Annotated in this window: 23 protein-coding genes; 12 read left to right on the forward strand and 11 right to left on the reverse strand. The window is 52.7% G+C overall.

The features are described from left to right. Positions 1-45 precede the first annotated feature (45 nt). The 4 genes from yidC to rpmH are packed head-to-tail and all read right to left on the reverse strand — an operon-like array spanning position 46 to position 2,430. Positions 46-1,692 carry a membrane protein insertase YidC gene (gene yidC / locus MUG06_RS19765; RefSeq protein WP_215848061.1) on the reverse strand — a complete coding sequence of 549 codons (1,647 nt, stop codon included), beginning with the start codon at positions 1,690-1,692 and terminating at the stop codon, positions 46-48. 2 nt (positions 1,693-1,694) lie between these two features. After that, positions 1,695-1,952: a membrane protein insertion efficiency factor YidD gene (gene yidD, locus MUG06_RS19770; protein ID WP_215848062.1), complete on the reverse strand. Its 258-nt coding sequence runs from the start codon at positions 1,950-1,952 to the stop codon at positions 1,695-1,697. Continuing rightward, complete coding sequence (rnpA, locus tag MUG06_RS19775; RefSeq protein WP_215848063.1) at positions 1,916-2,275, reverse strand: ribonuclease P protein component; 360 nt, start codon at positions 2,273-2,275, stop codon at positions 1,916-1,918. Before rnpA ends, yidD begins: the two co-directional genes overlap by 37 nt. A gap of 14 nt (positions 2,276-2,289) precedes the next feature. Further along, positions 2,290-2,430, reverse strand: a complete 141-nt coding sequence (gene rpmH, locus MUG06_RS19780; protein ID WP_003023858.1) for a 50S ribosomal protein L34 — start codon at positions 2,428-2,430, stop codon at positions 2,290-2,292. Positions 2,431-3,028: 598 nt separating this feature from the next. Here rpmH and dnaA point away from each other — a divergent pair. From dnaA to MUG06_RS19835, 11 genes are all read left to right on the forward strand, one after another. Further along, positions 3,029-4,432, forward strand: coding sequence for a chromosomal replication initiator protein DnaA (dnaA, locus tag MUG06_RS19785; protein WP_215848064.1), 1,404 nt, complete (start codon positions 3,029-3,031; stop codon positions 4,430-4,432). Positions 4,433-4,436: 4 nt separating this feature from the next. Further along, the gene (dnaN, locus tag MUG06_RS19790; RefSeq protein WP_243079784.1) at positions 4,437-5,537 is read left to right on the forward strand and encodes a DNA polymerase III subunit beta; all 1,101 of its coding nucleotides are present in this window, start codon (positions 4,437-4,439) and stop codon (positions 5,535-5,537) included. 173 nt (positions 5,538-5,710) lie between these two features. Further along, complete coding sequence (gene recF / locus MUG06_RS19795) at positions 5,711-6,796, forward strand: DNA replication/repair protein RecF (RefSeq protein WP_243079785.1); 1,086 nt, start codon at positions 5,711-5,713, stop codon at positions 6,794-6,796. A 17-nt stretch (positions 6,797-6,813) separates the two neighbouring features. Then, positions 6,814-9,222 (forward strand): DNA topoisomerase (ATP-hydrolyzing) subunit B, encoded by a 2,409-nt coding sequence (gene gyrB, locus MUG06_RS19800; RefSeq protein ID WP_243079786.1) that lies wholly within the window; start codon positions 6,814-6,816, stop codon positions 9,220-9,222. A gap of 267 nt (positions 9,223-9,489) precedes the next feature. Beyond that, positions 9,490-10,296: a sugar-phosphatase gene (yidA, locus tag MUG06_RS19805; protein WP_215848067.1), complete on the forward strand. Its 807-nt coding sequence runs from the start codon at positions 9,490-9,492 to the stop codon at positions 10,294-10,296. Between the two features lie 152 nt (positions 10,297-10,448). Continuing rightward, a complete protein-coding gene (locus MUG06_RS19810) occupies positions 10,449-11,147 on the forward strand; it encodes a FadR/GntR family transcriptional regulator (RefSeq protein WP_243079787.1) in 699 nt (232 codons plus the stop codon). Then, positions 11,144-12,019, forward strand: coding sequence for a 2-dehydro-3-deoxygalactonokinase (locus MUG06_RS19815; RefSeq protein WP_243079788.1), 876 nt, complete (start codon positions 11,144-11,146; stop codon positions 12,017-12,019). The genes MUG06_RS19810 and MUG06_RS19815 overlap by 4 nt, the downstream gene beginning before the upstream one ends. Further along, positions 12,003-12,620, forward strand: coding sequence for a 2-dehydro-3-deoxy-6-phosphogalactonate aldolase (locus MUG06_RS19820; RefSeq protein ID WP_243079789.1), 618 nt, complete (start codon positions 12,003-12,005; stop codon positions 12,618-12,620). The genes MUG06_RS19815 and MUG06_RS19820 overlap by 17 nt, the downstream gene beginning before the upstream one ends. After that, entirely contained in the window at positions 12,617-13,765 is a 1,149-nt protein-coding gene (dgoD, locus tag MUG06_RS19825; RefSeq protein ID WP_215848071.1) for a galactonate dehydratase, read from the forward strand. The genes MUG06_RS19820 and dgoD overlap by 4 nt, the downstream gene beginning before the upstream one ends. A 96-nt stretch (positions 13,766-13,861) precedes the next feature. Continuing rightward, entirely contained in the window at positions 13,862-15,184 is a 1,323-nt protein-coding gene (locus tag MUG06_RS19830) for an MFS transporter (RefSeq protein ID WP_243079790.1), read from the forward strand. A 46-nt stretch (positions 15,185-15,230) separates the two neighbouring features. Next, a complete protein-coding gene (locus MUG06_RS19835) occupies positions 15,231-16,481 on the forward strand; it encodes a DUF3748 domain-containing protein (protein WP_243079791.1) in 1,251 nt (416 codons plus the stop codon). Here the strand turns inward: MUG06_RS19835 and MUG06_RS19840 are convergent. Continuing rightward, positions 16,462-16,824, reverse strand: coding sequence for a YceK/YidQ family lipoprotein (locus MUG06_RS19840; protein WP_215848073.1), 363 nt, complete (start codon positions 16,822-16,824; stop codon positions 16,462-16,464). The two genes, MUG06_RS19835 and MUG06_RS19840, sit on opposite strands and share 20 nt — an antisense overlap. A 286-nt stretch (positions 16,825-17,110) precedes the next feature. On the opposite strand from MUG06_RS19840, the gene ibpA reads away from it, so the two are divergent. Next, on the forward strand, positions 17,111-17,527 hold the full coding sequence (gene ibpA, locus MUG06_RS19845) for a small heat shock chaperone IbpA (RefSeq protein WP_215848074.1): 417 nt from the start codon (positions 17,111-17,113) through the stop codon (positions 17,525-17,527). A gap of 88 nt (positions 17,528-17,615) precedes the next feature. Here ibpA and MUG06_RS19850 read toward each other — a convergent pair whose 3' ends face one another. The 6 genes from MUG06_RS19850 to MUG06_RS19875 are packed head-to-tail and all read right to left on the reverse strand — an operon-like array spanning position 17,616 to position 23,339. Beyond that, complete coding sequence (locus MUG06_RS19850) at positions 17,616-18,527, reverse strand: EamA family transporter (RefSeq protein ID WP_243079792.1); 912 nt, start codon at positions 18,525-18,527, stop codon at positions 17,616-17,618. Positions 18,528-18,548: 21 nt separating this feature from the next. Further along, on the reverse strand, positions 18,549-19,049 hold the full coding sequence (locus MUG06_RS19855) for a YbaK/EbsC family protein (protein ID WP_243079793.1): 501 nt from the start codon (positions 19,047-19,049) through the stop codon (positions 18,549-18,551). A gap of 29 nt (positions 19,050-19,078) precedes the next feature. After that, on the reverse strand, positions 19,079-19,879 hold the full coding sequence (locus tag MUG06_RS19860; protein ID WP_243079794.1) for a 2OG-Fe(II) oxygenase: 801 nt from the start codon (positions 19,877-19,879) through the stop codon (positions 19,079-19,081). 5 nt (positions 19,880-19,884) lie between these two features. After that, positions 19,885-20,592, reverse strand: coding sequence for a class II glutamine amidotransferase (locus MUG06_RS19865; RefSeq protein WP_215848078.1), 708 nt, complete (start codon positions 20,590-20,592; stop codon positions 19,885-19,887). Continuing rightward, the gene (locus tag MUG06_RS19870) at positions 20,580-21,854 is read right to left on the reverse strand and encodes an ATP-grasp domain-containing protein (RefSeq protein ID WP_243079795.1); all 1,275 of its coding nucleotides are present in this window, start codon (positions 21,852-21,854) and stop codon (positions 20,580-20,582) included. Before MUG06_RS19870 ends, MUG06_RS19865 begins: the two co-directional genes overlap by 13 nt. An 18-nt stretch (positions 21,855-21,872) precedes the next feature. Further along, positions 21,873-23,339: a hypothetical protein gene (locus MUG06_RS19875; protein ID WP_243079796.1), complete on the reverse strand. Its 1,467-nt coding sequence runs from the start codon at positions 23,337-23,339 to the stop codon at positions 21,873-21,875. Positions 23,340-23,454 lie beyond the last annotated feature (115 nt).

Here is a 23,454-nt window from a genome sequence, read left to right on the forward strand (position 1 = left end):
TCAGGATAGACCGTTTTAACGCGGGATGTCTCCCGCCTTAATGTCTTACGCTTTCTTCTTGTCGCGGCTGTGAAGACCACGTTTTTCCAGGCCACGATAAATCAGCTGCTGCTGGATAATCGTTACCAGGTTACTGACGATGTAGTACAGCACCAGACCTGAAGGGAACCACAGGAAGAACACGGTAAAGATAACCGGCATGAATGTCATGATCTTCTGCTGCATCGGATCGGTCACGGTGGTCGGTGACATCTTCTGAATGAAGAACATGGTGATACCCATGAGAATCGGCAGAATGTAGTACGGATCCTGCGCAGACAAGTCATGAATCCACAGCGCGAACGGTGCATGACGCAGTTCAACCGAGCCCATCAACATATAGTAGAGAGCAAGGAAGATTGGCATCTGAATCACCAGCGGCAGACAACCACCCAGCGGGTTCACTTTTTCTGCTTTATACAGCGCCATCATTTCCTGGCTCTGCTTCTGCTTATCGTCACCCAGGCGCTCACGCATTGCCTGGATTTTCGGCTGCAGCATGCGCATTTTCGCCATCGAGGTGTACTGCGCTTTAGTCAGCGGGTACATGATGCCGCGCACGATGAAGGTAATCACGATAATGGAGAAGCCCCAGTTACCGATGAAGCTGTGCAGGAATTTCAGCAATTTAAACAGCGGCTGAGAGATGAACCACAACCAACCATAATCGACTGTCAGGTCCAGATGCGGCGCAACGGCTGCCATCTTGTCCTGAATTTCCGGGCCAACCCACAGCGTCGCGCCAAGGTTCTGTTGCGAACCGGCGGCGATAGTCACTGGCGCAGACTTATAGCCTACTGCAGCAACACCGTTACCCAGGTTACTGGTGTAAAGCGCGTTACTGCCTGCGGTACGCGGTACCCATGCAGTAGCAAAATACTGCTGCAGCATCGCCACCCAACCATTGTTGGTGGTGATGTTCAGGTTCTCGTTATCCGCAATGGTATCGAATTTATACTTTTCGTATTTCTCATCGCTGGTCGAGTAAGCCGCACCACGGAAAGTATGCAGAGCAAAGTTATTGCTGCCGGTATCACGATGCTTTGGCAGATCAATGGTTTGCTTCAGCTGACCAAACAGTGATACTTCCAGCGGTTGCTGGGTGGTGTTGTTGACGTTGTAATCAACGTTCACCGCGTATTCGCCACGTTTGAACACAAAAGTCTTGGTGTATACCACGCCATTTTCGGCGGTAAAGGTCATCGGCACACGCAGTTCGGTCTGACCATCAGCCAGTTCGAAATGATCTTGCGATGAGGTAAATAAAGGACGCGCACCGTTGTTCGGATTATCTGGACCATTACGGCCGGTTAAGCCGCTTTGCGCCTGGTAAATAAAACCTGGCGTGGTTTCGAGCAGCTGGAACGGCTGATCAGAACCCAGTTTGTCTGGGAAAGTCAGCAGTTGTGCTTGCTCAACATCGCCACCGCGGGTGTTGATATTTAATGACAGGACATCGGTCTTAACGGTGATCGTTTTGCCCTGACCGCTGGCCGGTACACCTTGACTGGCGGCATCACCCGCTGTGCTGTTAGTGTTTTGCGTGGTCTGAGTCTGCTGTGGCTGCGGAGCGTGGTCCGTCTGCCAGGCTTGCCAGATCATGAAAGACACGAACAGAAAAGCGATGAGAAAGAGATTGCGTTGCGAATCCATCGTTAATGTTCTCTGGTATCTAAGGTTTTTGGCGGCACAGGATCGTCACCACCCGGGTTCAAAGGGTGGCATTTTAATACGCGTTTTAATGTCAACCAACTGCCTTTTAACACGCCAAACCTGCGTAATGCCTCAATTCCGTATTGAGAGCAGGTCGGATGAAACCGACAGTGTGGTCCCAGTAATGGGCTGATAACGCGTTGGTAGACGCGTATCAGGACGATCAGGAGCCGCGCGCCAGGCGACAGTGACGACGCCATAATTTCTCCAACGCTTCCACCAACGTACGGTTGTCGAGATCGGCAACCCCTTTTTTCGCTACCACGACAAAGTCCATCGAGGGTAATTCATGCTGACGCAGGCGAAAGCTTTCGCGGGTCAATCGCTTGATCCGGTTGCGTTCGTGAGCGCGTTTCACATGTTTTTTAGCGACGGTAAGACCGATGCGGGGATGCCCCAGCGCGTTAAGGCGGCCGAGAATAGTAATTTGCGGCGTGCCAGCCCGTTGTGGCTGCTGGAAGACGAAAGTGAAATGAGTGGGAGTTAACAAGCGTAACTCCCTGGGAAATGCGAGCTTACCCATCAGGGTTAGCTTTATTACTTAGAAACGGTCAGACGAGAACGGCCTTTAGCACGACGACGTGCCAGAACCTGACGACCATTTTTATTTGCCATACGAGCACGGAAGCCGTGTGAACGGTTGCGCTTCAGTACGGACGGTTGAAAAGTGCGTTTCATGGCGATTTCTACCTAAACTTGAAAATTTTCACTGGATGACGCGTTTTTGGGCCAGTAATTCGACCTACGCCTCAATGTGTCTTTAATAAAGAGGCGGGATTGTAATAATTGTACAGTCCAGAGTCAATTTACTTCGCTATTCGCGGTACCTGGAAACCCGGATACAGCCCGCTGAGTCCGGGCATTGGGCATAGCACAACAACGCCGGGGGGAGAATTATACGGGCTCCGTACCAAAGCGCAAGGATCGCACAGGATCTTATTGTGATCAGATTGCAGGATCTTGCGAGCAAAACGAGAAGCTGCTAGAAAAATCACATCATTTATACTGAACCCTGCTGGTTTTTCCCCCAGCTAGCGTAAACTTCACTCCGCGCCTTGAACCTGTGGATAAAAAGGATCAAAACTGTGTAGAAAGGGAAGATCTCTGACGCGCTTTGCGCTATGATCCGCCCTTCCGCTGACGATCCTCCAGTGATTGCAGGATGGAAAACCGCTGATAGCGGTCGCAGGCGCTTTCTTTCGTCTGTGTCAAAAATGAACGTTTCTGAGTTTAGCACCTACTATTCTTATTCGAATTTGTACGAGTGGAGTCCGCCGTGTCACTTACGCTTTGGCAACAGTGTCTTGCCCGTTTGCAGGATGAGCTTCCTGCCACCGAATTCAGCATGTGGATTCGTCCGCTACAGGCTGAGTTAAACGACAATACGCTTGCCTTGTATGCTCCAAATCGCTTCGTACTCGACTGGGTTCGAGATAAATACCTCAACAGTATTAATGCACTATTGAATGAATTTTGTGGACCACATGTGCCCTTGCTGCGTTTTGAAGTCGGCACGCGTCCGGTACAGCAGACGGCAGCCGTCAGCCAGCCCGTTATGGCTAGCGTAAGCACGCCAACGCCCGTTTATACGCGTCCAGCACCCACACAAATTCTGCGTCCAAGCTGGGACAACGTTCCCGCGCCTGCTGACGTGACTTATCGCTCAAATGTGAATAACCGCCATAACTTCGACAACTTTGTCGAGGGTAAATCGAACCAACTGGCGCGCGCGGCGGCACGTCAGGTGGCAGATAATCCCGGCGGCGCCTATAACCCGCTCTTCCTTTATGGCGGAACCGGTTTAGGTAAAACCCACCTGTTACACGCGGTCGGCAATGGCATCATTGCGCGCAAACCGAATGCTAAAGTGGTTTATATGCATTCTGAACGTTTTGTGCAGGACATGGTAAAAGCGTTGCAAAACAACGCCATTGAAGAGTTTAAGCGCTACTACCGCTCGGTTGACGCACTGCTTATCGATGACATCCAATTTTTTGCCAATAAAGAACGTTCTCAGGAAGAGTTTTTCCATACCTTTAATGCCTTGTTAGAAGGCAATCAGCAGATCATCCTGACATCGGATCGTTATCCTAAAGAGATCAACGGCGTCGAAGATCGTCTTAAATCGCGCTTCGGCTGGGGTTTAACGGTAGCGATCGAGCCGCCAGAGCTGGAAACACGCGTTGCGATCCTGATGAAGAAAGCGGATGAAAATGACATTCGCCTGCCCGGTGAAGTCGCCTTCTTTATTGCTAAGCGATTGCGCTCCAACGTACGTGAGCTGGAAGGCGCACTGAACCGTGTGATTGCCAATGCTAACTTTACCGGTCGCGCCATAACGATCGACTTCGTGCGCGAAGCGTTACGCGATTTGCTGGCATTGCAGGAAAAATTAGTCACCATCGACAATATTCAAAAGACGGTCGCTGAGTACTATAAAATTAAGGTCGCGGATTTGCTGTCTAAGCGCCGTTCACGTTCAGTCGCACGTCCGCGCCAGATGGCGATGGCGATGGCGAAAGAGCTGACAAACCACAGCTTGCCAGAAATTGGCGATGCTTTTGGTGGCCGCGACCATACCACGGTGCTTCACGCCTGCCGCAAAATTGAGCAGCTGCGCGAAGAGAGCCACGATATTAAAGAAGATTTCTCTAATCTCATCAGAACATTATCTTCCTGACGCTATGAAATTTATTGTTGAACGTGAGCATTTGCTGAAGCCGCTGCAACAAGTCAGCGGTCCGCTAGGTGGGCGCCCGACGCTACCGATTCTTGGTAATCTGCTGATGCAGGTTAATGAAGGATCGTTGTTGCTGACCGGTACCGATTTAGAAATGGAGATGGTGGCGCGTGTGGCTTTAACGCAAGCGCATGAACCCGGAGCCACCACCGTCCCGGCGCGTAAATTCCTCGATATCTGTCGTGGATTGCCGGAAGGTGCAGAAATTACCGTCACGCTGGAAGGCGATCGCATGCTGGTTCGTTCGGGACGCAGCCGTTTTTCGCTGTCGACCTTGCCCGCGAGCGATTTCCCTAATCTGGATGACTGGCAAAGCGAAGTCGAATTTACGCTGCCGCAAGCCACGCTGAAACGTCTGATCGAAGCAACGCAGTTCTCAATGGCGCATCAGGATGTGCGTTATTACCTGAACGGTATGATGTTTGAAACCGAAGGTGAAGAGCTGCGCACTGTCGCTACCGATGGTCACCGTTTAGCGGTTTGTTCAATGCCGATTGGCCAGACCTTACCGAGCCATTCCGTGATTGTGCCGCGTAAAGGTGTCATTGAGCTGCTGCGCTTGCTGGATGGCGGCGAAACGCCGCTGCAGGTAAAAATTGGCAGCAGCAATATTCGCGCCTATGTCGGAGAGTTTATCTTTACGTCGAAGCTGGTTGATGGTCGTTTCCCCGACTATCGTCGCGTATTGCCGAAGAACCCCGACAAAGCACTGGAAGCCGGTTGTGACGTGCTGAAACAAGCTTTCGCCCGTGCCGCGATTCTCTCTAACGAGAAATTCCGCGGTGTTCGCCTCTATATCACTGAAAATCAGCTGAAAATTACGGCGAACAACCCTGAGCAGGAAGAAGCGGAAGAGATGTTGGATGTCTCATACAACGGCAGCGAATTGGAAATTGGCTTCAACGTCAGTTACGTGTTGGATGTACTCAATGCGCTGAAGTGCGAGAACGTCCGTTTACTGCTGACTGACTCCATTTCCAGCGTGCAAATTGAAGATGTCGCCAGTCCGGCCGCCGCCTACGTTGTCATGCCAATGCGCCTTTGATTCTTATCGGCCTGGCTTACTTGTCATTCTGGTTGCGGAGAGTGCCTATCCCTGGAAGCCTACTTCAGTATGCTCCCAGGGTCTGCGTGCTGGCCGTAATCAGACTTATTGCGCTGCCGTCGGCCTGGAATGATGATTTAGCCTCTTCTTGCCCTTCTCTGCTGGATTGATTCATGGCTTTAACCCGCCTACTTATCAAAGATTTTCGTAATATCGAACAGGCCGACTTAGCGCTAGCGCCGGGGTTTAACTTCCTCGTCGGCGCAAACGGCAGCGGTAAGACCAGCGTGTTAGAAGCCATTTATACGCTGGGACATGGACGCGCCTTTCGCAGTTTGCAGGCAGGACGGATTATTCGTCATGACCAGGCCGCGTTTGTGCTGCACGGTCGCCTGGAAGGCAAAGAGCGTGAAATTTCGGTGGGATTGACCAAGAATCGCGCCGGAGACAGCAAGGTTCGCATTGACGGCAGCGATGGTCATAAAGTCGCGGAGCTGGCGCAAATGCTGCCGATGCAGCTGATCACGCCTGAGGGCTTTACGCTGCTTAATGGCGGCCCCAAATACCGTAGAGCCTATGTTGACTGGGGCTGTTTTCATAATACGCCCGGCTTCTTTAATGCCTGGAGCAATATGCGCCGCCTGCTGAAACAGCGCAACGCTGCGCTGCGTCAGGTTTCGCGTTACAGCCAAATCCGGCCGTGGGATCAAGAATTGGTGCCGCTGGCCGAACAAATCAGCCAGTGGCGTGCTGAATACAGCGCGGCTATATCTGCTGAAATCATTGCAACTTGCGGCCAGTTTTTGCCGGAGTTTGAATTAGCCTTCTCATTCCAGCGCGGCTGGGATAAAGAAAGCGATTACGGCGAATTGCTGGAACGCAATTTCGAACGCGATCGTGCCTTAACTTACACCGCCAGCGGCCCGCACAAAGCGGATTTCCGTATTCGTGCTGAAGGGACGCCGGTGGAAGATTTACTCTCACGCGGTCAGTTAAAACTGCTGATGTGTGCATTACGTTTGGCGCAGGGCGAGTTCCTGACGCGCCAGAGCGGACGCCGCTGTCTTTACCTGATTGACGACTTTGCTTCTGAGCTGGATGACAGCCGCCGCCGTCTGTTAGCGGAGCGGTTAAAAGCCACGCAAGCACAAGTCTTTGTCAGCGCCATTTCTGCCGATCATGTAATCGACATGAGCGACGAAAAGGGCAAGATGTTCCGCGTGGAACAGGGTAAAATAGCGGTTCAACCTGAAGATTAAATGAGCGAGAAACGTTGATGTCGAATTCTTATGACTCCTCAAGTATCAAAGTCCTGAAAGGACTTGATGCGGTACGCAAACGCCCGGGTATGTATATCGGCGATACGGATGACGGCACCGGTCTGCATCACATGGTATTCGAGGTCGTGGATAACGCAATCGACGAAGCGCTCGCCGGTCACTGTAGTGACATTATGGTCACCATTCATGCGGATAATTCAGTTTCCGTTCAAGATGATGGGCGCGGTATCCCAACCGGCATTCACGAAGAAGAAGGCGTCTCTGCCGCTGAAGTGATCATGACCGTGCTGCACGCCGGCGGTAAGTTCGACGACAACTCCTATAAAGTTTCTGGTGGCCTGCATGGCGTAGGCGTTTCTGTGGTTAACGCCTTGTCAGAAAAACTCGAGTTGGTTATTCGCCGCGAAGGCAAAGTACATCATCAGATCTATCAGCATGGCGTGCCGCAGTCACCGCTGGCTGTGACTGGTGAAACTGAAGCGACCGGTACGCGCGTGCGCTTCTGGCCGAGCCACCAAACCTTTACCAATGTCACTACGTTCGAGTACGACATCCTGGCAAAACGCCTGCGTGAACTCTCGTTCCTGAACTCAGGTGTCTCTATTCGTCTGGAAGACAAACGCGATGACAAAAGCGATCACTTTCATTACGAAGGCGGCATCAAGGCGTTTGTTGAATACCTGAATAAAAACAAAACCCCAATCCACCCAACAGTGTTCTATTTTTCAACTGAAAAAGATGGGATCGGTGTGGAAGTGGCGCTGCAGTGGAACGACGGTTTCCAGGAAAACATCTACTGCTTCACCAACAACATTCCACAACGCGATGGTGGCACACACCTTGCGGGCTTCCGCGCGGCAATGACGCGTACCCTGAATGCCTATATGGACAAAGAGGGTTACAGCAAAAAAGCCAAAGTCAGCGCGACCGGCGATGATGCGCGTGAAGGATTGATTGCAGTGGTGTCGGTAAAAGTGCCGGATCCAAAATTCTCCTCGCAGACCAAAGATAAACTGGTCTCTTCTGAGGTGAAATCTGCGGTCGAGCAGCAGATGAACGAACTGCTGGCAGAATATCTGCTGGAAAACCCAGGCGATGCAAAAATCGTGGTGGGTAAAATTATTGATGCTGCACGCGCCCGTGAAGCGGCGCGTCGTGCACGTGAAATGACGCGTCGTAAAGGCGCGTTGGATCTGGCGGGCTTGCCAGGCAAACTGGCGGATTGTCAGGAACGCAATCCGGCGCTGTCAGAAATCTACCTGGTGGAGGGTGACTCCGCAGGCGGCTCGGCGAAACAGGGCCGTAACCGTAAAAACCAGGCGATTCTGCCGCTCAAGGGTAAAATCCTCAACGTTGAGAAAGCGCGTTTCGATAAAATGCTCGCTTCACAAGAAGTGGCAACGCTGATCACTGCGCTGGGTTGCGGCATTGGCCGCGACGAATATAACCCGGATAAATTGCGTTATCACAGCATCATTATCATGACCGATGCTGATGTCGATGGCTCGCACATCCGTACGCTGCTGTTGACCTTCTTCTATCGCCAGATGCCAGAAATTGTAGAACGCGGTCATGTCTACATTGCTCAGCCACCTCTTTACAAAGTGAAGAAAGGCAAGCAAGAGCAGTACATCAAAGATGATGAAGCGATGGATCAGTATCAAATCGCCATCGCGCTTGATGGCGCTACGCTGCACACCAACGCCAGCGCACCGGCACTCGGCGGCGAGCAGCTAGAAACCTTAGTGGCTGATTTCAACAGCACGCAGAAGATGATCAAACGTATGGAGCGCCGCTATCCGGTCGCGCTGTTACGTGCGCTGATTTACCATGCAACGCTCAGCGAGTTGGGTAATGAAGCGGAAGTAACAGACTGGTTAAACGGCCTGGTTTCCTATCTGACTGAACGTGAAGCGCACGGCAGCACCTATTTTGCGCAGATCCGTGAAAACCGTGAAGAGCATCTGTTCGAACCGGTTTTACGTGTGCGTACTCACGGTGTTGACACCGATTATGTGCTGGATGCGGAGTTCATTCAGGGGCCAGAATACCGCAAGATCTGTGCTCTGGGCAGCAAACTGCGCGGCTTGCTGGAGGAAGATGCTTTCATCGAACGTGGTGAGCGTCGACAGCCTGTTGCCAGCTTTGAACAAGCAATTGAGTGGCTGGTAAAAGAGTCACGTCGTGGTTTGTCGGTGCAGCGATACAAAGGTCTGGGCGAAATGAACCCAGAGCAGCTGTGGGAAACTACCATGGATCCAGGCAGTCGCCGCATGCTGCGCGTCACCATTAAAGACGCGATTGCTGCCGACCAGCTGTTTACTACGTTGATGGGTGATGCGGTTGAACCGCGCCGCGCCTTCATCGAAGAGAATGCGCTGAGAGCAGCAAACATTGATATCTAATCGTTGATATTCACTGACGCGACGAAAAACCCTTCCTTATTCGGAAGGGTTTTTTTATGCCTGTCGCGCACTTGAAAAGCGAAAACAGGCGCAATGAGCCGTTGATTCCTCGCAACATTCTCTCTGGTTAATGCGCCATCACATCTGTGATGGCTTTTTTTTGCTTTACGCCCCATTCCGAAGCTGTTGCCAAACGTGCCGATAAACTGGTCAATGTGAGCTGAATCGCGCTAGCATTGAATAAAACCCTGACTCAACGAGGACGTTATGGCAATTAAACTGATTGCGATTGATATGGATGGCACGCTGCTCAACCCACAACATCTGATCACGCCGGGAGTAAAAGCAGCACTTGATCACGCACGCCAAAAAGGTGTGTCCATTGTGCTGGCAACCGGCCGCCCGTTTGTTGGCGTGCAACGTTATTTGATGGAGCTGGATCTTCAGGCTGGCCAGTATTGCATCAGCAATAACGGTGCGCTGGTACATCGTGCGGAAGATGGCGAATGCGTCGCAGAAGTCACGCTAACGTTCGACGATTATCTTTACGTTGAGCAGCTGGCACGTGAACTGGGCGTACATTTTCAGGCGTTTGATAAATCTCATCTTTATACCCCAAACAAAGATATCAGCGAATATACCATTCATGAAGCTAGCCTGACCGGCATTCCGGTGCGTTATCGCGCCGTAGAGGAGATGGATCGCAACATGCGTTTTCCTAAGCTGATGATGATCGATAAACCGGGGCTGCTGGATTCCGCTATTGAGCGTTTGCCCGCCCACGCGAAAGAGACTTACACCCTGCTGAAAAGCGCGCCTTACTATCTCGAAATTCTTGACCGTCGCGTCAATAAAGGTCAGGGCGTGAAAATGCTGGCAGAAAAACTCGGCCTGAAGCAGGAAGAAGTGATGGCGATTGGCGATCAGGAAAACGATTTAGCGATGATCGAATATGCAGGCACCGGCGTTGCAATGGGTAATGCCATTGAATCTGTTAAGAAAATCGCGCAGTTTGTCACGAAAACTAATATGGAAGATGGCGTTGCTTACGCGATTGAAGAGTTAGTGCTTTAATTTCTCGGCGGCCAGGCGCCGCCCACTTCCCTTCATTCTACGCTCCTCACCACCTGACGATATGTCTGTTTTGTGATCAACATTGTAGTACAACCCAACAAGGTGGTACTACAATCTTTCCTGCGCATCATTCAGGAAAAGGCAGATAAATCGTGGATCAGCAGGACGTCAGTAAAACCGATCGTATTCTTCTCACGCTAGGTGAAGAAATTGTCTCTGGACAGTTCGCCCCCGGACAGGCGCTGCCTGCAGAAGCGGAGCTGTGTGAACGCTTTACCACGTCGCGCAACATAATCCGTGAAGTTTATCGCTCGCTAACAGCAAAACGGCTTATCGAAATTAAGCGTTATCGCGGCGCCTTTGTCACAACCCATCAGCAGTGGAATTTCCTCGACAGCGACGTGCTGCAATGGTCGCTGAAGCACAACCACGATCCGCAGTTGATTGCAGCGATGAATGACGTGCGTGTATTAGTGGAGCCGCAGCTGGCGCGTTGGTCAGCGGAACGCGCCACATCACAGGATTTAGCCCAGATCGAGCACGCGCTTAATGACATGATTGCGCATCATCACGATCGCCAGGCATTTAATGATGCTGACATGCGTTATCACGAAGCGCTGCTAACCTCCGTCCACAACCCTATTTTGCAGCAACTCAGCATCGCGATTGTTCAGCTACAAAAAGCGGTATTTGAACGCACTTACCAACCCGATCGCGACAATATGCCGCAAACATTGCGTGAGCATCAGATGCTGTTTGAGGCCATTCGTCATCAGGATGCCGATGCAGCAGAAGCGGCGGCTCGCACCATGATTGCCAGCTCAACCCAGCGCTTAAAGGCAATCTCATGAGCCGCTATATCGCTATCGATTGGGGTTCAACCAATTTACGCGCCTGGTTTTACCTGGATGGCGAATGCCAAGAGACGCGACGCTCAGAAGCAGGCGTAACGCGATTAAATGGTCGCAGCCACCAACAGGTATTTGACGAAATCGTGCACGGCTGGCCAGTCAGTGAATTACCCGTGGTGATGGCAGGCATGGTCGGCAGCAATGTTGGCTGGCTACCTGCGCCTTATCTTCCTTGTCCGCTACCACTCGAATCCATTGCCGCACAATTAACTCACGTCGGCGAAAACCGCTGGATTGTGCCGGGATTGAGCATTAACCACGCCGATAACCATAACGTGATGCGCGGTGAAGAGACGCAGCTGCTGGGTGCCCAGGCATTGGCGCCTGCTGCCGTTACGGTCATGCCAGGAACACACAGTAAATGGGTGATTGCCGAAGGCGACTGCATCGTTGATTTCCGCACCGTCATGACCGGTGAACTGCACCATTTACTGCTTAAACAATCGCTTATCGGCAACGGTTTACCCGAACAGCACGATGATACGCAGGCTTTTCACCGTGGGCTGGAAATCGGTGTTAACGATGCCTCAATTTTGTCGCGATTGTTCGAGGTCCGGGCACAACATCTGTTGGGTACGCTACCACGCGAATCGGTTAGCGATTTCCTTTCTGGTCTACTGATTGGTCATGAGGTTGCCAGCCAGCAGCGCCAGCTCGCGCTAGCCACGCCAGTAACGCTGGTGACTAATATGCAGCTGGCGCAGCGTTATCAGCAGGCTTTCACCCTGATCGATATCCCGACGCAATGGCTGGAAGGCGATCGTGCCTTCCAGCAAGGAATACGGAGAATTGTTGATGAACTTACCGATTAAATTACCGCTGATTGCCATTTTGCGTGGCATTAAGCCGGAAGAAGCGGAAGCACACATTCGCGCACTGATTGATGCGGGTTTTGATGCGATAGAAGTCCCACTTAACTCACCAAACTGGCAGCAAACCCTTCCACAAATGGTGCATCAGTTCGGCGATCGTGCAGTGATTGGGGCAGGAACCGTGTTAAAAACCGCACAGGTTGATGAGCTGGCATCAATCGGCTGTCGCCTGATCGTTACGCCGAATACCGATGCGGCAGTCATTCAGCAGGCGGTCAAACACAACATGTGGGTTGCAGCCGGGTGCGCCACGGCGACAGAAGCATTCACCGCCGTAAATGCAGGGGCGCAGGCGCTGAAAATTTTCCCCGCTTCAGCCTTTGGCGCGGCCTATATCAAAGCGATCAAAGCGGTGCTGCCGCCTGAAATCCCGGTATTTGCAGTTGGCGGCGTTACGCCACAGAACCTGGCGGAATATTTGGCAGTCGGCTGCATAGGTGCCGGTTTAGGCAGCGATCTCTATCGTGCCGGTCAATCGGTGACGCAGACTATCGAGAAGGCGCAAGCCTTTGTACAGGCTTATAAGGAGGCGACGCGATGAAAATTACCAGGCTCACGACCTACCGCTTACCGCCGCGCTGGATGTTTTTGAAAATTGAAACTGATGAAGGCGTATCGGGCTGGGGCGAACCCGTGATCGAAGGACGAGCCCGTAGCGTAGAGGCCGCAGTCCATGAACTGGGTGAAGCGTTGATCGGTCAAGACCCAGCGCGTATCAACGACGTGTGGCAAGTCATGTATCGCAGCGGTTTCTATCGCGGCGGGCCAATTTTGATGAGCGCCATAGCAGGTATCGATCAAGCATTGTGGGATATCAAAGGTAAAACCTTGGGTGTGCCTGTTTGGCAACTGCTTGGCGGGTTGGTGCGCGACAAAATCAAAGCCTACAGCTGGGTTGGCGGCGATCGTCCCGCTGACGTGATTGCCGGTATCGAAAAATTGCGCACCATCGGTATTGATACGTTCAAGCTCAACGGCTGTGAAGAGATGAGTCTGATCGACAGCAGCCGCAAGGTAGATGCTGCGGTCAATACCGTCGCCCAGATCCGTGAAGCCTTTGGCAATCAAATTGAATTCGGCCTGGATTTTCATGGTCGCGTAAGTGCGCCCATGGCGAAGCTGCTGATCCACGAACTGGAACCTTATCGCCCGCTGTTCATTGAAGAGCCGGTGCTGGCAGAGCAGGCAGAATATTATCCTCGCCTGGCCGCACAAACCCATATCCCGATCGCGGCGGGTGAACGCATGTATTCGCGTTTCGAATTCAAACGCGTGCTTGAAGCGGGTGGATTAGCGATCCTGCAACCTGATCTGTCGCACGCGGGCGGCATCACCGAATGTGTGAAAATTGCCGCCATGGCTGAAGCCTATGATGTTGGCCTCGCGCCGCATTGCCCGCTGGGCCCGCTGGCGCTCGCCGCCTGTTTGCAGGTTGATTTCGTTTCACATAACGCCGTGTTCCAGGAACAGAGCATGGGCATTCACTACAATCAGGGCGCAGAATTGCTGGATTACGTGGTGAACAAAGCGGATTTTGCCATGAATGACGGCATGTTTTCTCCCTTGTTAAAACCTGGCTTAGGCGTAGAAATCGATGAAGCCTTGGTGATCGAACGCAGCCGCAACGCGCCAGACTGGCGCAACCCTTTATGGCGCCACGTCGACGGCTCTGTCGCCGAATGGTAAAGCGCTAATTCAACCCTCTGCATAACTAAAAAAATCTCTGTGGTTCCGCGCTAGCGTGGAATCCAGGCCAGCTGCACCCTACGTGAGGACATTCCGATGACACAACATCTGCACCTCAGCACCGTCAAAAAAATGAATTTACGCATCATGCCGTTCATCATGTTGCTCTATCTGATCGCCTACATTGACCGCGCCAACATCTCAGTCGCTGCGCTACAGATGAACGCCGACCTGGCGATGACAGCCGAAATGTACGGCATTGCCGCCGGGATTTTTTACGTCACTTACATCATCTTTGAAGTGCCAAGCAACGTGTTGCTAACGCGCGTTGGCGCCCGCCGCTGGATTGCGCGCATCATGGTGAGCTGGGGCATTATTGCCGCGGGTATGAGCCTGGTGCAGACGCCAACCCAGCTCTATGTGATGCGCTTTCTGCTCGGTGCGGCGGAAGCGGGTTTTACGCCCGGCATCATTTATTACCTCTCCTGCTGGTATCCGCGCAGCGACCGCGCTCGCGCCATGTCGATGTTTTACATTGGCGCCGCGCTGGCCTCGGTGATTGGTCTGCCGCTTTCCGGTAGTTTGCTGAATATGCACGGAATGCTGGGCGTCGAGGGTTGGCGCTGGTTGTTCCTGTTGGAAGGGATCCCCGCCTTCTTCCTCGGCATTGTGACCTGGTTTTATCTCGACGATTCTCCGGCAAAAGCGCGCTGGCTCACTGCTGAACAGCGAAACTGGCTGGCACAAACTATCGCCCGCGACGAACAGCACTCCGCTATTCATCATCACAACTGGCGCGTGGCATTAAAAAGCGGTCGTGTCTGGGCGCTGAGTTTGCTGTGGCTGCTGCAGGCATTTGGCACCATCGGCGTCACGCTGTTCCTGCCGCTGATTGTTAAAGGCGTAGCGGAAGATCGCAGCAATCTGATGGTGAGTTTACTGTCGGCGGTGCCGTTTCTGTTTGCCTGTATTTTTATGTATTTCAATGGCCGACATTCTGATCGTACCGGCGAACGCGCACGCCATTTAGGGCTGCCGCTGATGGCTTCCGGCTTGCTGCTGTTGGCCGCGATGGCGGTTTCGCAACAATGGATAGCTTACCTGTTGCTGGTGTTGATGGTAGGACTGAACTGGGCAATCACGCCGGTATTTTGGGCGGTCACTACCGAAACCATTTCTGGCGTAGCCGGTGCCGCCTCTATCGCCTTAATCAATGCAGTCGCGAACATTGCTGGCTTGGGCTTTCCCCCGATTATGGGACGCATAAAAGACGCAACCAACAGCTACAACGATGGCTTGTTAATTGTGGCAGCCGCGCTGATTTTAGGCGGCATATTGGGTTTGGTGATGGGCAGAAAAAAGGCCATTGAAGGACACGAAGCCCCTGCCAAAGCGGTAAATTCGAAGCTGCATCTTTAACGCATTTGGCGTAGCGTGTGGGCAACTCTCTGATCAGGTTGCCCTCATGCGCGAAAAACAACTTACCTTTGCTTCACGTCATCACCAACTCACTAATATCAACGTCTGGACCGCAGACAGCCAATGGCTGGCCTTTGATGTACGTCCTTCAGGCGCGTCATTTACCGGTGAAACCCTTGAGCGTGTCAATGTAGAAAGTGGCGATGTCGAGGTGGTGTATCAGGCAAAAGAGGGGGCGCATGTTGGCGTTGTCACCGTCAGTCCAGATTTGCCGCCCCGCTACGTCTGCATTCACGGCCCGGAACATCCTGACGAAAGCTGGCATTACGATTTTCACCATCGCCGCGGCGTCATTGTGCAAAACGGTGAAGCGCAGAATCTTGATGCCTGCGATATTACGCCGCCGTTTACGGCCGGCGCGCTGCGTGGCGGCTCTCACGTTCACGTTTTCAGCCCAGATGGCTCGCGCCTTAGCTTTACCTATAACGACCATGTGATGCATGAATGGGATACGCGCCAGGATCTGCGCAATGTCGGCATTGCTGTGCCATTGCATGCGGTCACGCCACCTAAACAACATCCACGTGAATATGATGGCAGCCATTTCTGTGTGTTGGTGAGCGCCACCACGGCGCAGCCCAAACCTGGCAGCGATGACATTAATCGTGCCTACGAAGAGTGCTGGATTGGCAATCAAGGCTATATAAAGCCGGATGGCCGCCAACAACGGTGGGCGATCGCCTTTATTGGCGACACGCTCTCGCCGCAAGGGGATAAACAGCCGGACATTTTTGTGGTTGATCTACCCGATGCGCTTGAGGATTACGCCCGCGCTGGCGATACACCGCTGGAAGGCCGCAATGATTGTTTGCCTGCACCGCCCGCTGGCGTCACGCAGCGCCGCGTCACCTTTAGCGGTTTGGCGCAGCAGCCACGCCATTGGTTGCGTGCGTCATCCGATGGCAGCGCCATCGCGTTTTTAAAAGCAGATCGACAAGGCGTAATCCAGTTATGGAGCGTTTCGCCTAACGGTGGCGAGCCACGGCAAATCACCCAACTGGCGAGCAGCATTCAGTCAGCGTTCAGCTGGCACCCCGAGGGCAAGGCGATTGCATTTGTGTGTGATAACAGTGTGATGCGCTGCGACGTGTCGAGCGGTGATTGCCAGCGGTTAACCGTTCAAAGCGATGAAGCGCCGTCCGGCGACGCCGTTGTGTGGTCACCTGACGGAAAACAGATCGCTTATATGCGTGAAGTGAATGGTTGGCGTCAGCTGTTTAGGGTTGCGGCTGAATAGTCGGCATCGGCTGCGCCTGAGCCAGATTCTCTTGCGTATGTGCCAGCTTTTCGCTCCGCAAAACGCGAGCACGTGGGGAATCGAGGGATTGATCGTGGTCGCTGCGATAATAATCCCACGGCAGCAGTAGCGTATCCATCACTGCTGAGAACGGCAGGTCAACCAATGCCAGCGGCTTCAATGCCCAGCTGGTGTTGTCATCCACTAACATATCAGCGCTGGCGCGCGTGCCGGGATAATAACCCTGGCTTGCGCCAGTGTGTGACATCACGCTGGAACAGCCTGTTGTCGCCATAGCGCAGCAGACAATGCCTGCCAGCGGTAAGGTTTTCATTATTTTCATTTCCATCATCCCTTCAGTCGTGATATTCGCCTGACTGAGTTGGCTCGCCTGACTACGTCATCACTCTACGGTGAAGTCCGCCTTGGTCAGACAAAGGTATTCCTGAGTGTATGTCATTTCACCAGATTGGCGAAAAAAATTGCTTTTGGGGCCTTGAAAGTCGCTGGCTGGCACCCATTTTTATATCACGGTCATGCAGGGTGTCGCCGAAAGGGACGCCGAAGACCGAACAACCTGTCCAATAGTGGAAGGTTGCCAAAACTTGCTGAATTTCAGGAGTCTTATTATGCGGAATTTTGATCTCTCTCCACTTTATCGCACCTCTATCGGTTTTGATCGCCTGTTTAACTTGCTCGAATCAAACCAAAACCAGAGCAACGGCGGTTATCCTCCGTACAACGTTGAACTGGTGGATGAAAATCACTATCGCATCACTATTGCGGTCGCGGGCTTTGCACAAAGCGAACTGGATATTACTTCACAAGACAATATGCTGATTGTGCGCGGTGCGCATCCTGAAGAGCAGGTCGAGCGTAAATATCTCTATCAAGGCATCGCCGAGCGTAATTTTGAACGTAAATTTCAACTGGCTGACCACATCGTCGTGCGCGATGCACGGCTTGAAAATGGTCTGCTAAGCATTGATTTGGAGCGCATCGTTCCAGAAGAGGCGAAACCACGCCGCATTGAAATTCTGAAATAATAATCCCTGCCGCACGTTTACGCGACGTTACGCAGGTACAGAAAGTCGATGAGATAAACGCCGCAGCGATGCGGCGTTTTTTTATTGCTTAAGGCTGTGTACGCATCAGAAATCGTTGCGTCACCATACCGCCAAACACATTCACCAACAGCCCAACGATGATCACCGAAGCGCCCAGCATTTGCTGTGCAGAGAGGGTTTCATTGAGAAACAGCGCCGCGCTCAATATACCCACCACCGGCACCAACAGCGAAAGGGGTGCGACACGCCAGGTTTCATAACGGCTGAGCAAATTGCCCCAAATCGCATAACCGACAATGGTGGCGACGAAAGCCAGATAAATCAGCGCCAGCACAGTTTGCAAGGTGATATGCAGCAGACTGAAAACAATTGCCTCTTTGCCTTCAAACAGAAACGCGCAGGCAAAAAACGGTCCGATCGGCACCAGCGCGCTCCAGATCACCAGCGACATGATCGGCACCTTGCGGTTACGCATAATGATTTTGTTGGTAATGTTCCCCAAACCCCACGACAGCGCGGCGGCCAGCGTCAGCATCATGGTGGTTAACGTAATGCCTGCGGTAGCTTGCCCCTTCATACCTGCAGTCGCCAACATAAACATGCCCAGCGTGGCGATGATAATCCCGGCGATGTGATTCCAGCGCAGTTTCTCGGCTAACAGCAATGCGCCGAGCAGAATGGTGAAGAAGGCTTGCGCCTGCAAGACCAGCGACGCCAGGCCAGCCGGCATGCCCAACTTGATCGCCAAAAACAAAAACGCAAATTGACCAAAACTGATGGTGATGCCATACACCACCAGCCAGCGCAGCGGGATCGCCGGACGACGCACAAAGAAAATCGCTGGAAATGCGACCAAGGCAAAACGTAACCCTGCCAGTAAGAAAGGCGGCATTCCCTGCAGCCCCAGTTTAATCACCACAAAGTTCACGCCCCACGCCACCACCACGCAAAGTGCTAACAGCATATCTTTTACGGACATCACGTCCTCCTTCTGCTGCCGTCAGGCGGTGATCGCCATCGGCGTGGCAATCTCTGCACAGCAGTGTTCACCCACAATATGAAAATAGTCTGCTACCGCCAACGCGATCGATTTTTCCAATGCACCGGCGTTAAACCACAACGTGCCCACCTCCTGTAGCCGCGCGTCCACGCGCAGCGCCAATCGGTCATCAAAACTAAACGGCGGCACCGCCCCCATTACGCACTGGGTCAGCGCCTGCGCCATCTCTGGCGTAGCGAAGCTCGACTTCTTGCCGCCAATCGCCCGCGCCGCGCTTTTAAAGTTGATCTTGCAGTCGCCCGGCACAATCGCTAACAGGTAGCGCGAATCCGCGCCTTCCGGCATGGTGACTTCTAATACCATCGCTTTTGCTGCCTGGTTCAACGCGTTACCACGAATCTCGCTGATGACATCGGTCTGACCGATCGCGTCATGCTCTACCACACGGTAATCCGCCTGATGCTCATCCAGTAATGCTGTGATTTTTTCAAATACTGTCATTCGGTTTTCCTCATTGACGGGCCCCTGAATTAACTCCAGGCAATGGCATGCTTCATTTTTTTGTCAGTCAGACCAAAGAAGAAACCCATGGTGATGCGGGTATCGCCTTCGACGCGATCGATTTCATGGTAAAACGCCGGATTAAACAGGTAGATATCTCCACTGCGCGGCGAAAATTCACAGGTTTCGCTGCTGTCCGTCACGCCACTTTGATAGCCCAGCTCTCCAGCGGTTTTGAAACGCTCATCTTCCGGTGACCACTTCTTGTTGTAGATACGCAGCGTCCCGCCGGCATTTGATTCCTGAAGGCACACCACACAACTCAGCTGATGCAGAATCTGAGTTACCACCAGATCAGTCTCTGCGGCATCGCGTACGATGTTGTCGTTATGCAGCGGATTCGCGACACCATTGGCATGAAAGCGCACGATGGAACCCGCGTAATCACCCTTTCCTGGTTCATGCGCAATCCGCAAACTGTCGAGCTTGAGCGTATGTTGCACCCAGTTGTAAATCTGCGCGCGCAAGCAACTCAGTGACGGCGGCAGCGACGGCTGAATATCGCGCAGCTCGGTAAAGTAGTTATCCGGCGCAGCAGTATGTTTTGCCAGATACGGTCCCAGCGTCGTGAGTGCCCCGTTGGGATAGTGGGAGACGCGGATCTTTTCGCGACACGATTGCAAATCATCGACCACCGCTTCGCGCACTTCTGGCGTGATGAAATTACGCAGCACCAGCAAAGGCACACGCGCAGTAACGATGTCATCCAGCCAGGTCGTTTCAACGAACATGTTGGGATTGATGACGCGGATCTGATTAAAAATGGCCATGTTGTTTACTCCCACAAAGGAATCTCATGAAGTTCATGATTGCTCATGCGCCGCCAGGTGTCGGCACTGCCCAGTGTTGAAACAGGTTCTGAAGAGATAAATGTGCAGCCGTCCTGTTGACGGTAATGCATCGTAAAATAGTCAGGATAGGGTGTGTCTTCTGGATACCATTGCCACGCCCAGGCTTTTTCCCGGGTGACGACAAAGGCATTGCCTGCGCTGCCGCCCGGCGCGACTTGTGCCATTTTGCTGCGCAGGTAATCGCGGTTGAAATCGGCTGGTGTGACCTTATCAACCAAATATTGCAAATATTCTGCCGAGTCAAAACGCGACTCCGTTAAGCCAAGATGGCGGTAAACCGTGGGCAAAAACCCGTTGTGCATCATGTACCAATGGTTGCCAGCACTGTTGCGCCACAGCGGATGTGAAAATTCCAGTCCGTGATTTTTGGTCAACGTTGCATGGCGTACATGTACCGCTAAAAAACGCCCGCGTAGTCGATCAATATCAATACCCGGCAGCGCTTCGGCAAAGGTATCGGTGCCGTGCAAAGTACGAATCTGCCCCTCTTCCAGCCACAAACAGCCCCACCCGTTGGGATGTGCTTTTATCGGCCCGTCGTGTTCGGCGCTTTCGCCACAACTCATAGCACGCGCAGCTTCCAGTACAGTAGCGGGGTCAAACTGGCCGTGCGCCAGAATCATCCTGCACATAATAAATTTCTCCCTATGCTGGCTGTTTGCGAAGTAATGATCTGATTAAATATCGCCAAAATGTCGTCACGCCCGCCGGTTGTCAGGCGGAAGGTGGCGAGAATACCGGCGTGGCGGGTTAAATCGGCATACAGCGACGATCGCTGCGAGACCTGCAACGCGGGCAGATTAAGTGGCGGCATCAATACGCCCTGTTGATGCTGCGCGATCCAGGTTTCTGCTGTCTGCAGCTGTTTACTTTGCCGCAAGCGCAGCTGACCTACGGCATGAGGTGGCGCAAATTCCAGTGCAGGCATCGGCTTACCGGCTTCAATTTGAAAAGCGATCTCGGCCCAGTTAATGCCGGTGACTTCCTGCACCAAATTCACCACACCCATGCCGGAAAGGCGAAAGCCCATTTCCAAAAAATGTGGCACGCCATCCACTACGATGAAATCGATATGAAATGCGCCTTGCCGGTAATCAAAGGTTTCACAGCAGAATTTCATCAGGCTGGAAAACGAAGGCGGTAAGTGTTCGGCGGATGCGGCAACATGGCCCGACTCGTAGAAACTGACGCAACCTTCAGCATCACGATGCTGCTCAATCACCTTTTGGCAGCAGGTCAGCGCTTGCGGATGACCTTCATGCACCACACCTTGCAGTGAATATTCATCGCCCGGCAGCCAGCTTTCGACAATAAAACCGGTAAAGCCGCGACCGCCGTAATTCATGGTTTCCACCAGTTTGTTTACCACCGCCGCGAGTTGGCTTTCCTCTTCGATTAACCAAATGCCTAAACCCCCGCCACCATCTACAGGCTTGATCACACAGGGGTAAAGCAGCGCATCCTGCGCATCAAGAATGCTGAGTGGCGAAGCGAAGAAACGAAATTCCGGCTGTGGAAAGCGTGACCAGGCTTTTTTTAACGCCATGCGCTGCGCATATTTATCCAACGGAATAAAGGCTGCGGGCGCATCGGGGCCAGCCAGCATTTCGCGCACCCGACCGGCGCTGGTGTTGTAGGCTTCAAACCCGGCCAGCACCACGTGCGGGTGTTCCAACATCCCGGCGCGCATATAAGCCTGCATCACATCCCACGGGTTTTCGGGCCGATCGAGACGTAAAATCAGATCGAACGGCAGTGACAAGCTAAGCGACTGGTAATCAACAAAATCGCCCATCTCTGCCAGCACGGTAAAATAACCTTCGCGCTTCGCGACGTCGCAATAAGGATTTTGTCCGTCGCGGGTGGCACCAATCTGCAGGAAAATCTTTCTCATCGCTCTGCCTTACCGGGATTAGCGCCCGGAGATCACTTCGGTCACGGTGTCCTGAAGCACGCCGTTATTGACCTGTATCACCGCTTTATGCGGATCAAAACGCAGCACGCGCGACAGCGGATCGGCACTTTTGCCGTCCAGCAACGAACTGACCTGTTTGCTCTGCCAACAATGACGCATTTGTCCCATCGTCATACCGGAAAGCTGGGATAACGAGTGAGCCAGCGTCATATCGTCACTGCGCTGGCTAAGAAAATCGCGAATCGCCGTTTCATCCAGCGCAATATTTTGCTGTGTCAGCCAGCTGTTGAGCTGTTTTCCTTCCTCAATGAACGGGGAATAAATCATGCAAATCAGCTGTGTTTCATCTAAATCGAACGCCTGTTCAGCGAACTGGGCTGCACGCTGGCGCTGGCGCTCAATGGCTGTATCATCCTGATAACGCGCCGCCATCTCATCGATAAGCTGCGGTGGAAAATCTTTTTGCACCATCAAGCCAAGCGCAAAGCGCACATATTCCCGAATGCCTTCGGCATAGTTTCTTTGCAACAGCGTTTCGGCTCGCAGGCCGCGAATATGCGCCATTAAGGTTGGGTTGCCGCAGTCCGATTCAGAGAAGCTGAACATCAGGTCGTCAAAACGAAAGCGCATAAAGTCATTAAGCAGTGCCCAATGCGCACCCGCTTCATAAGCGGTATCTTCATAGATGTTGAAAAACAGCGGATCGCGCGCCAACTGATGCGTAATACGGTGGGCGGGCGTGACCTGATCGGCACCATAAATATCTGAAAAATAGCGGTCGGCTACGCCATCCAGCGTTTGCAGAAAGCCACTAAAGCCGCGGCTTTTATCCGCAACGGGCGCATCAAACAGGCGAGAAAGGTGGCGCGCCCAGGCAACGTAGGATGTTTGTTCCTGTGGCGAATCGCCGGTAATGATCACATCAACGCCGCCGTTGTAATCGGCTGCCAGCCCAAAGGAGTTGACCATGCTGAGGTTGCAGGCATTGCAAAAAGTGGAACGCGCATCTGCGCGAAAGCGGTGGCCGTTCATCAGCACATCGTTGCGATTTTGCTGGCGGACGCTGTCCGGCATCGGCAAATGCCGCTCGAACGGGCGAATCTGTAAGCCATCGACCACCAGACATTCGGTGAATTCATCACCCGGAATAGCCAGTGATTGATAAACGCGATCGATATTTTCCATCACGCTGTCGCTCATCGCCGCATGGCGGTTGGTGCTAATGCGTAGGCGAAAGGTGTTGCCCTGCTGCTGCCAGATAAGGCCTTGAATGTATCGAACGTAGGCGACCATATAGCTACTGTCTTTGCCGCCGCCGTAGGCGAGCAGCACGCGGTTATTATCAAGCTGTTGTGTGTCCGGCAAAGCCGCAAGTAAACGTGTTGAGCAACGATTAGCAGAGTCGATGATTGCGGGCGAAAGAAAGGCTTCAATTTCCCTCATCATGGTGGACAAATTATTCATTTTTCACTTTTTCCTTTGGCTAATAAAATCGCATGAACGACGTGGAAAGAATTGATTCCACTAGAAAACGCCACGGCGTGGTTAGCTAATAAATGTCTCGGTCATTGAGAGCGTT

It is taken from the genome of Pantoea sp. MQR6, assembly GCF_022761075.1.
Lineage (GTDB): Bacteria > Pseudomonadota > Gammaproteobacteria > Enterobacterales > Enterobacteriaceae > Pantoea > Pantoea phytostimulans.

Excerpts from the sequence above, each read along its gene's own strand:
- MUG06_RS19875 (WP_243079796.1), bottom strand. The coding sequence starts at position 23,339 with ATGAATAATTTGTCCACCATGATGAGGGAAATTGAAGCCTTTCTTTCG.
- yidC (WP_215848061.1), bottom strand. The coding sequence starts at position 1,692 with ATGGATTCGCAACGCAATCTCTTTCTCATCGCTTTTCTGTTCGTGTCT.
- MUG06_RS19840 (WP_215848073.1), bottom strand. The coding sequence starts at position 16,824 with ATGAAAATAATGAAAACCTTACCGCTGGCAGGCATTGTCTGCTGCGCT.
- MUG06_RS19870 (WP_243079795.1), bottom strand. The coding sequence starts at position 21,854 with ATGAGAAAGATTTTCCTGCAGATTGGTGCCACCCGCGACGGACAAAAT.
- dnaN (WP_243079784.1), top strand. The coding sequence starts at position 4,437 with ATGAAATTTATTGTTGAACGTGAGCATTTGCTGAAGCCGCTGCAACAA.
- MUG06_RS19830 (WP_243079790.1), top strand. The coding sequence starts at position 13,862 with ATGACACAACATCTGCACCTCAGCACCGTCAAAAAAATGAATTTACGC.
- MUG06_RS19860 (WP_243079794.1), bottom strand. The coding sequence starts at position 19,879 with ATGGCCATTTTTAATCAGATCCGCGTCATCAATCCCAACATGTTCGTT.
- MUG06_RS19820 (WP_243079789.1), top strand. The coding sequence starts at position 12,003 with ATGAACTTACCGATTAAATTACCGCTGATTGCCATTTTGCGTGGCATT.
- MUG06_RS19855 (WP_243079793.1), bottom strand. The coding sequence starts at position 19,049 with ATGACAGTATTTGAAAAAATCACAGCATTACTGGATGAGCATCAGGCG.
- rnpA (WP_215848063.1), bottom strand. The coding sequence starts at position 2,275 with ATGGGTAAGCTCGCATTTCCCAGGGAGTTACGCTTGTTAACTCCCACT.
- MUG06_RS19815 (WP_243079788.1), top strand. The coding sequence starts at position 11,144 with ATGAGCCGCTATATCGCTATCGATTGGGGTTCAACCAATTTACGCGCC.
- yidA (WP_215848067.1), top strand. The coding sequence starts at position 9,490 with ATGGCAATTAAACTGATTGCGATTGATATGGATGGCACGCTGCTCAAC.
- dgoD (WP_215848071.1), top strand. The coding sequence starts at position 12,617 with ATGAAAATTACCAGGCTCACGACCTACCGCTTACCGCCGCGCTGGATG.
- MUG06_RS19865 (WP_215848078.1), bottom strand. The coding sequence starts at position 20,592 with ATGTGCAGGATGATTCTGGCGCACGGCCAGTTTGACCCCGCTACTGTA.
- gyrB (WP_243079786.1), top strand. The coding sequence starts at position 6,814 with ATGTCGAATTCTTATGACTCCTCAAGTATCAAAGTCCTGAAAGGACTT.
- ibpA (WP_215848074.1), top strand. The coding sequence starts at position 17,111 with ATGCGGAATTTTGATCTCTCTCCACTTTATCGCACCTCTATCGGTTTT.
- MUG06_RS19850 (WP_243079792.1), bottom strand. The coding sequence starts at position 18,527 with ATGTCCGTAAAAGATATGCTGTTAGCACTTTGCGTGGTGGTGGCGTGG.
- rpmH (WP_003023858.1), bottom strand. The coding sequence starts at position 2,430 with ATGAAACGCACTTTTCAACCGTCCGTACTGAAGCGCAACCGTTCACAC.
- recF (WP_243079785.1), top strand. The coding sequence starts at position 5,711 with ATGGCTTTAACCCGCCTACTTATCAAAGATTTTCGTAATATCGAACAG.
- yidD (WP_215848062.1), bottom strand. The coding sequence starts at position 1,952 with ATGGCGTCGTCACTGTCGCCTGGCGCGCGGCTCCTGATCGTCCTGATA.
- MUG06_RS19835 (WP_243079791.1), top strand. The coding sequence starts at position 15,231 with ATGCGCGAAAAACAACTTACCTTTGCTTCACGTCATCACCAACTCACT.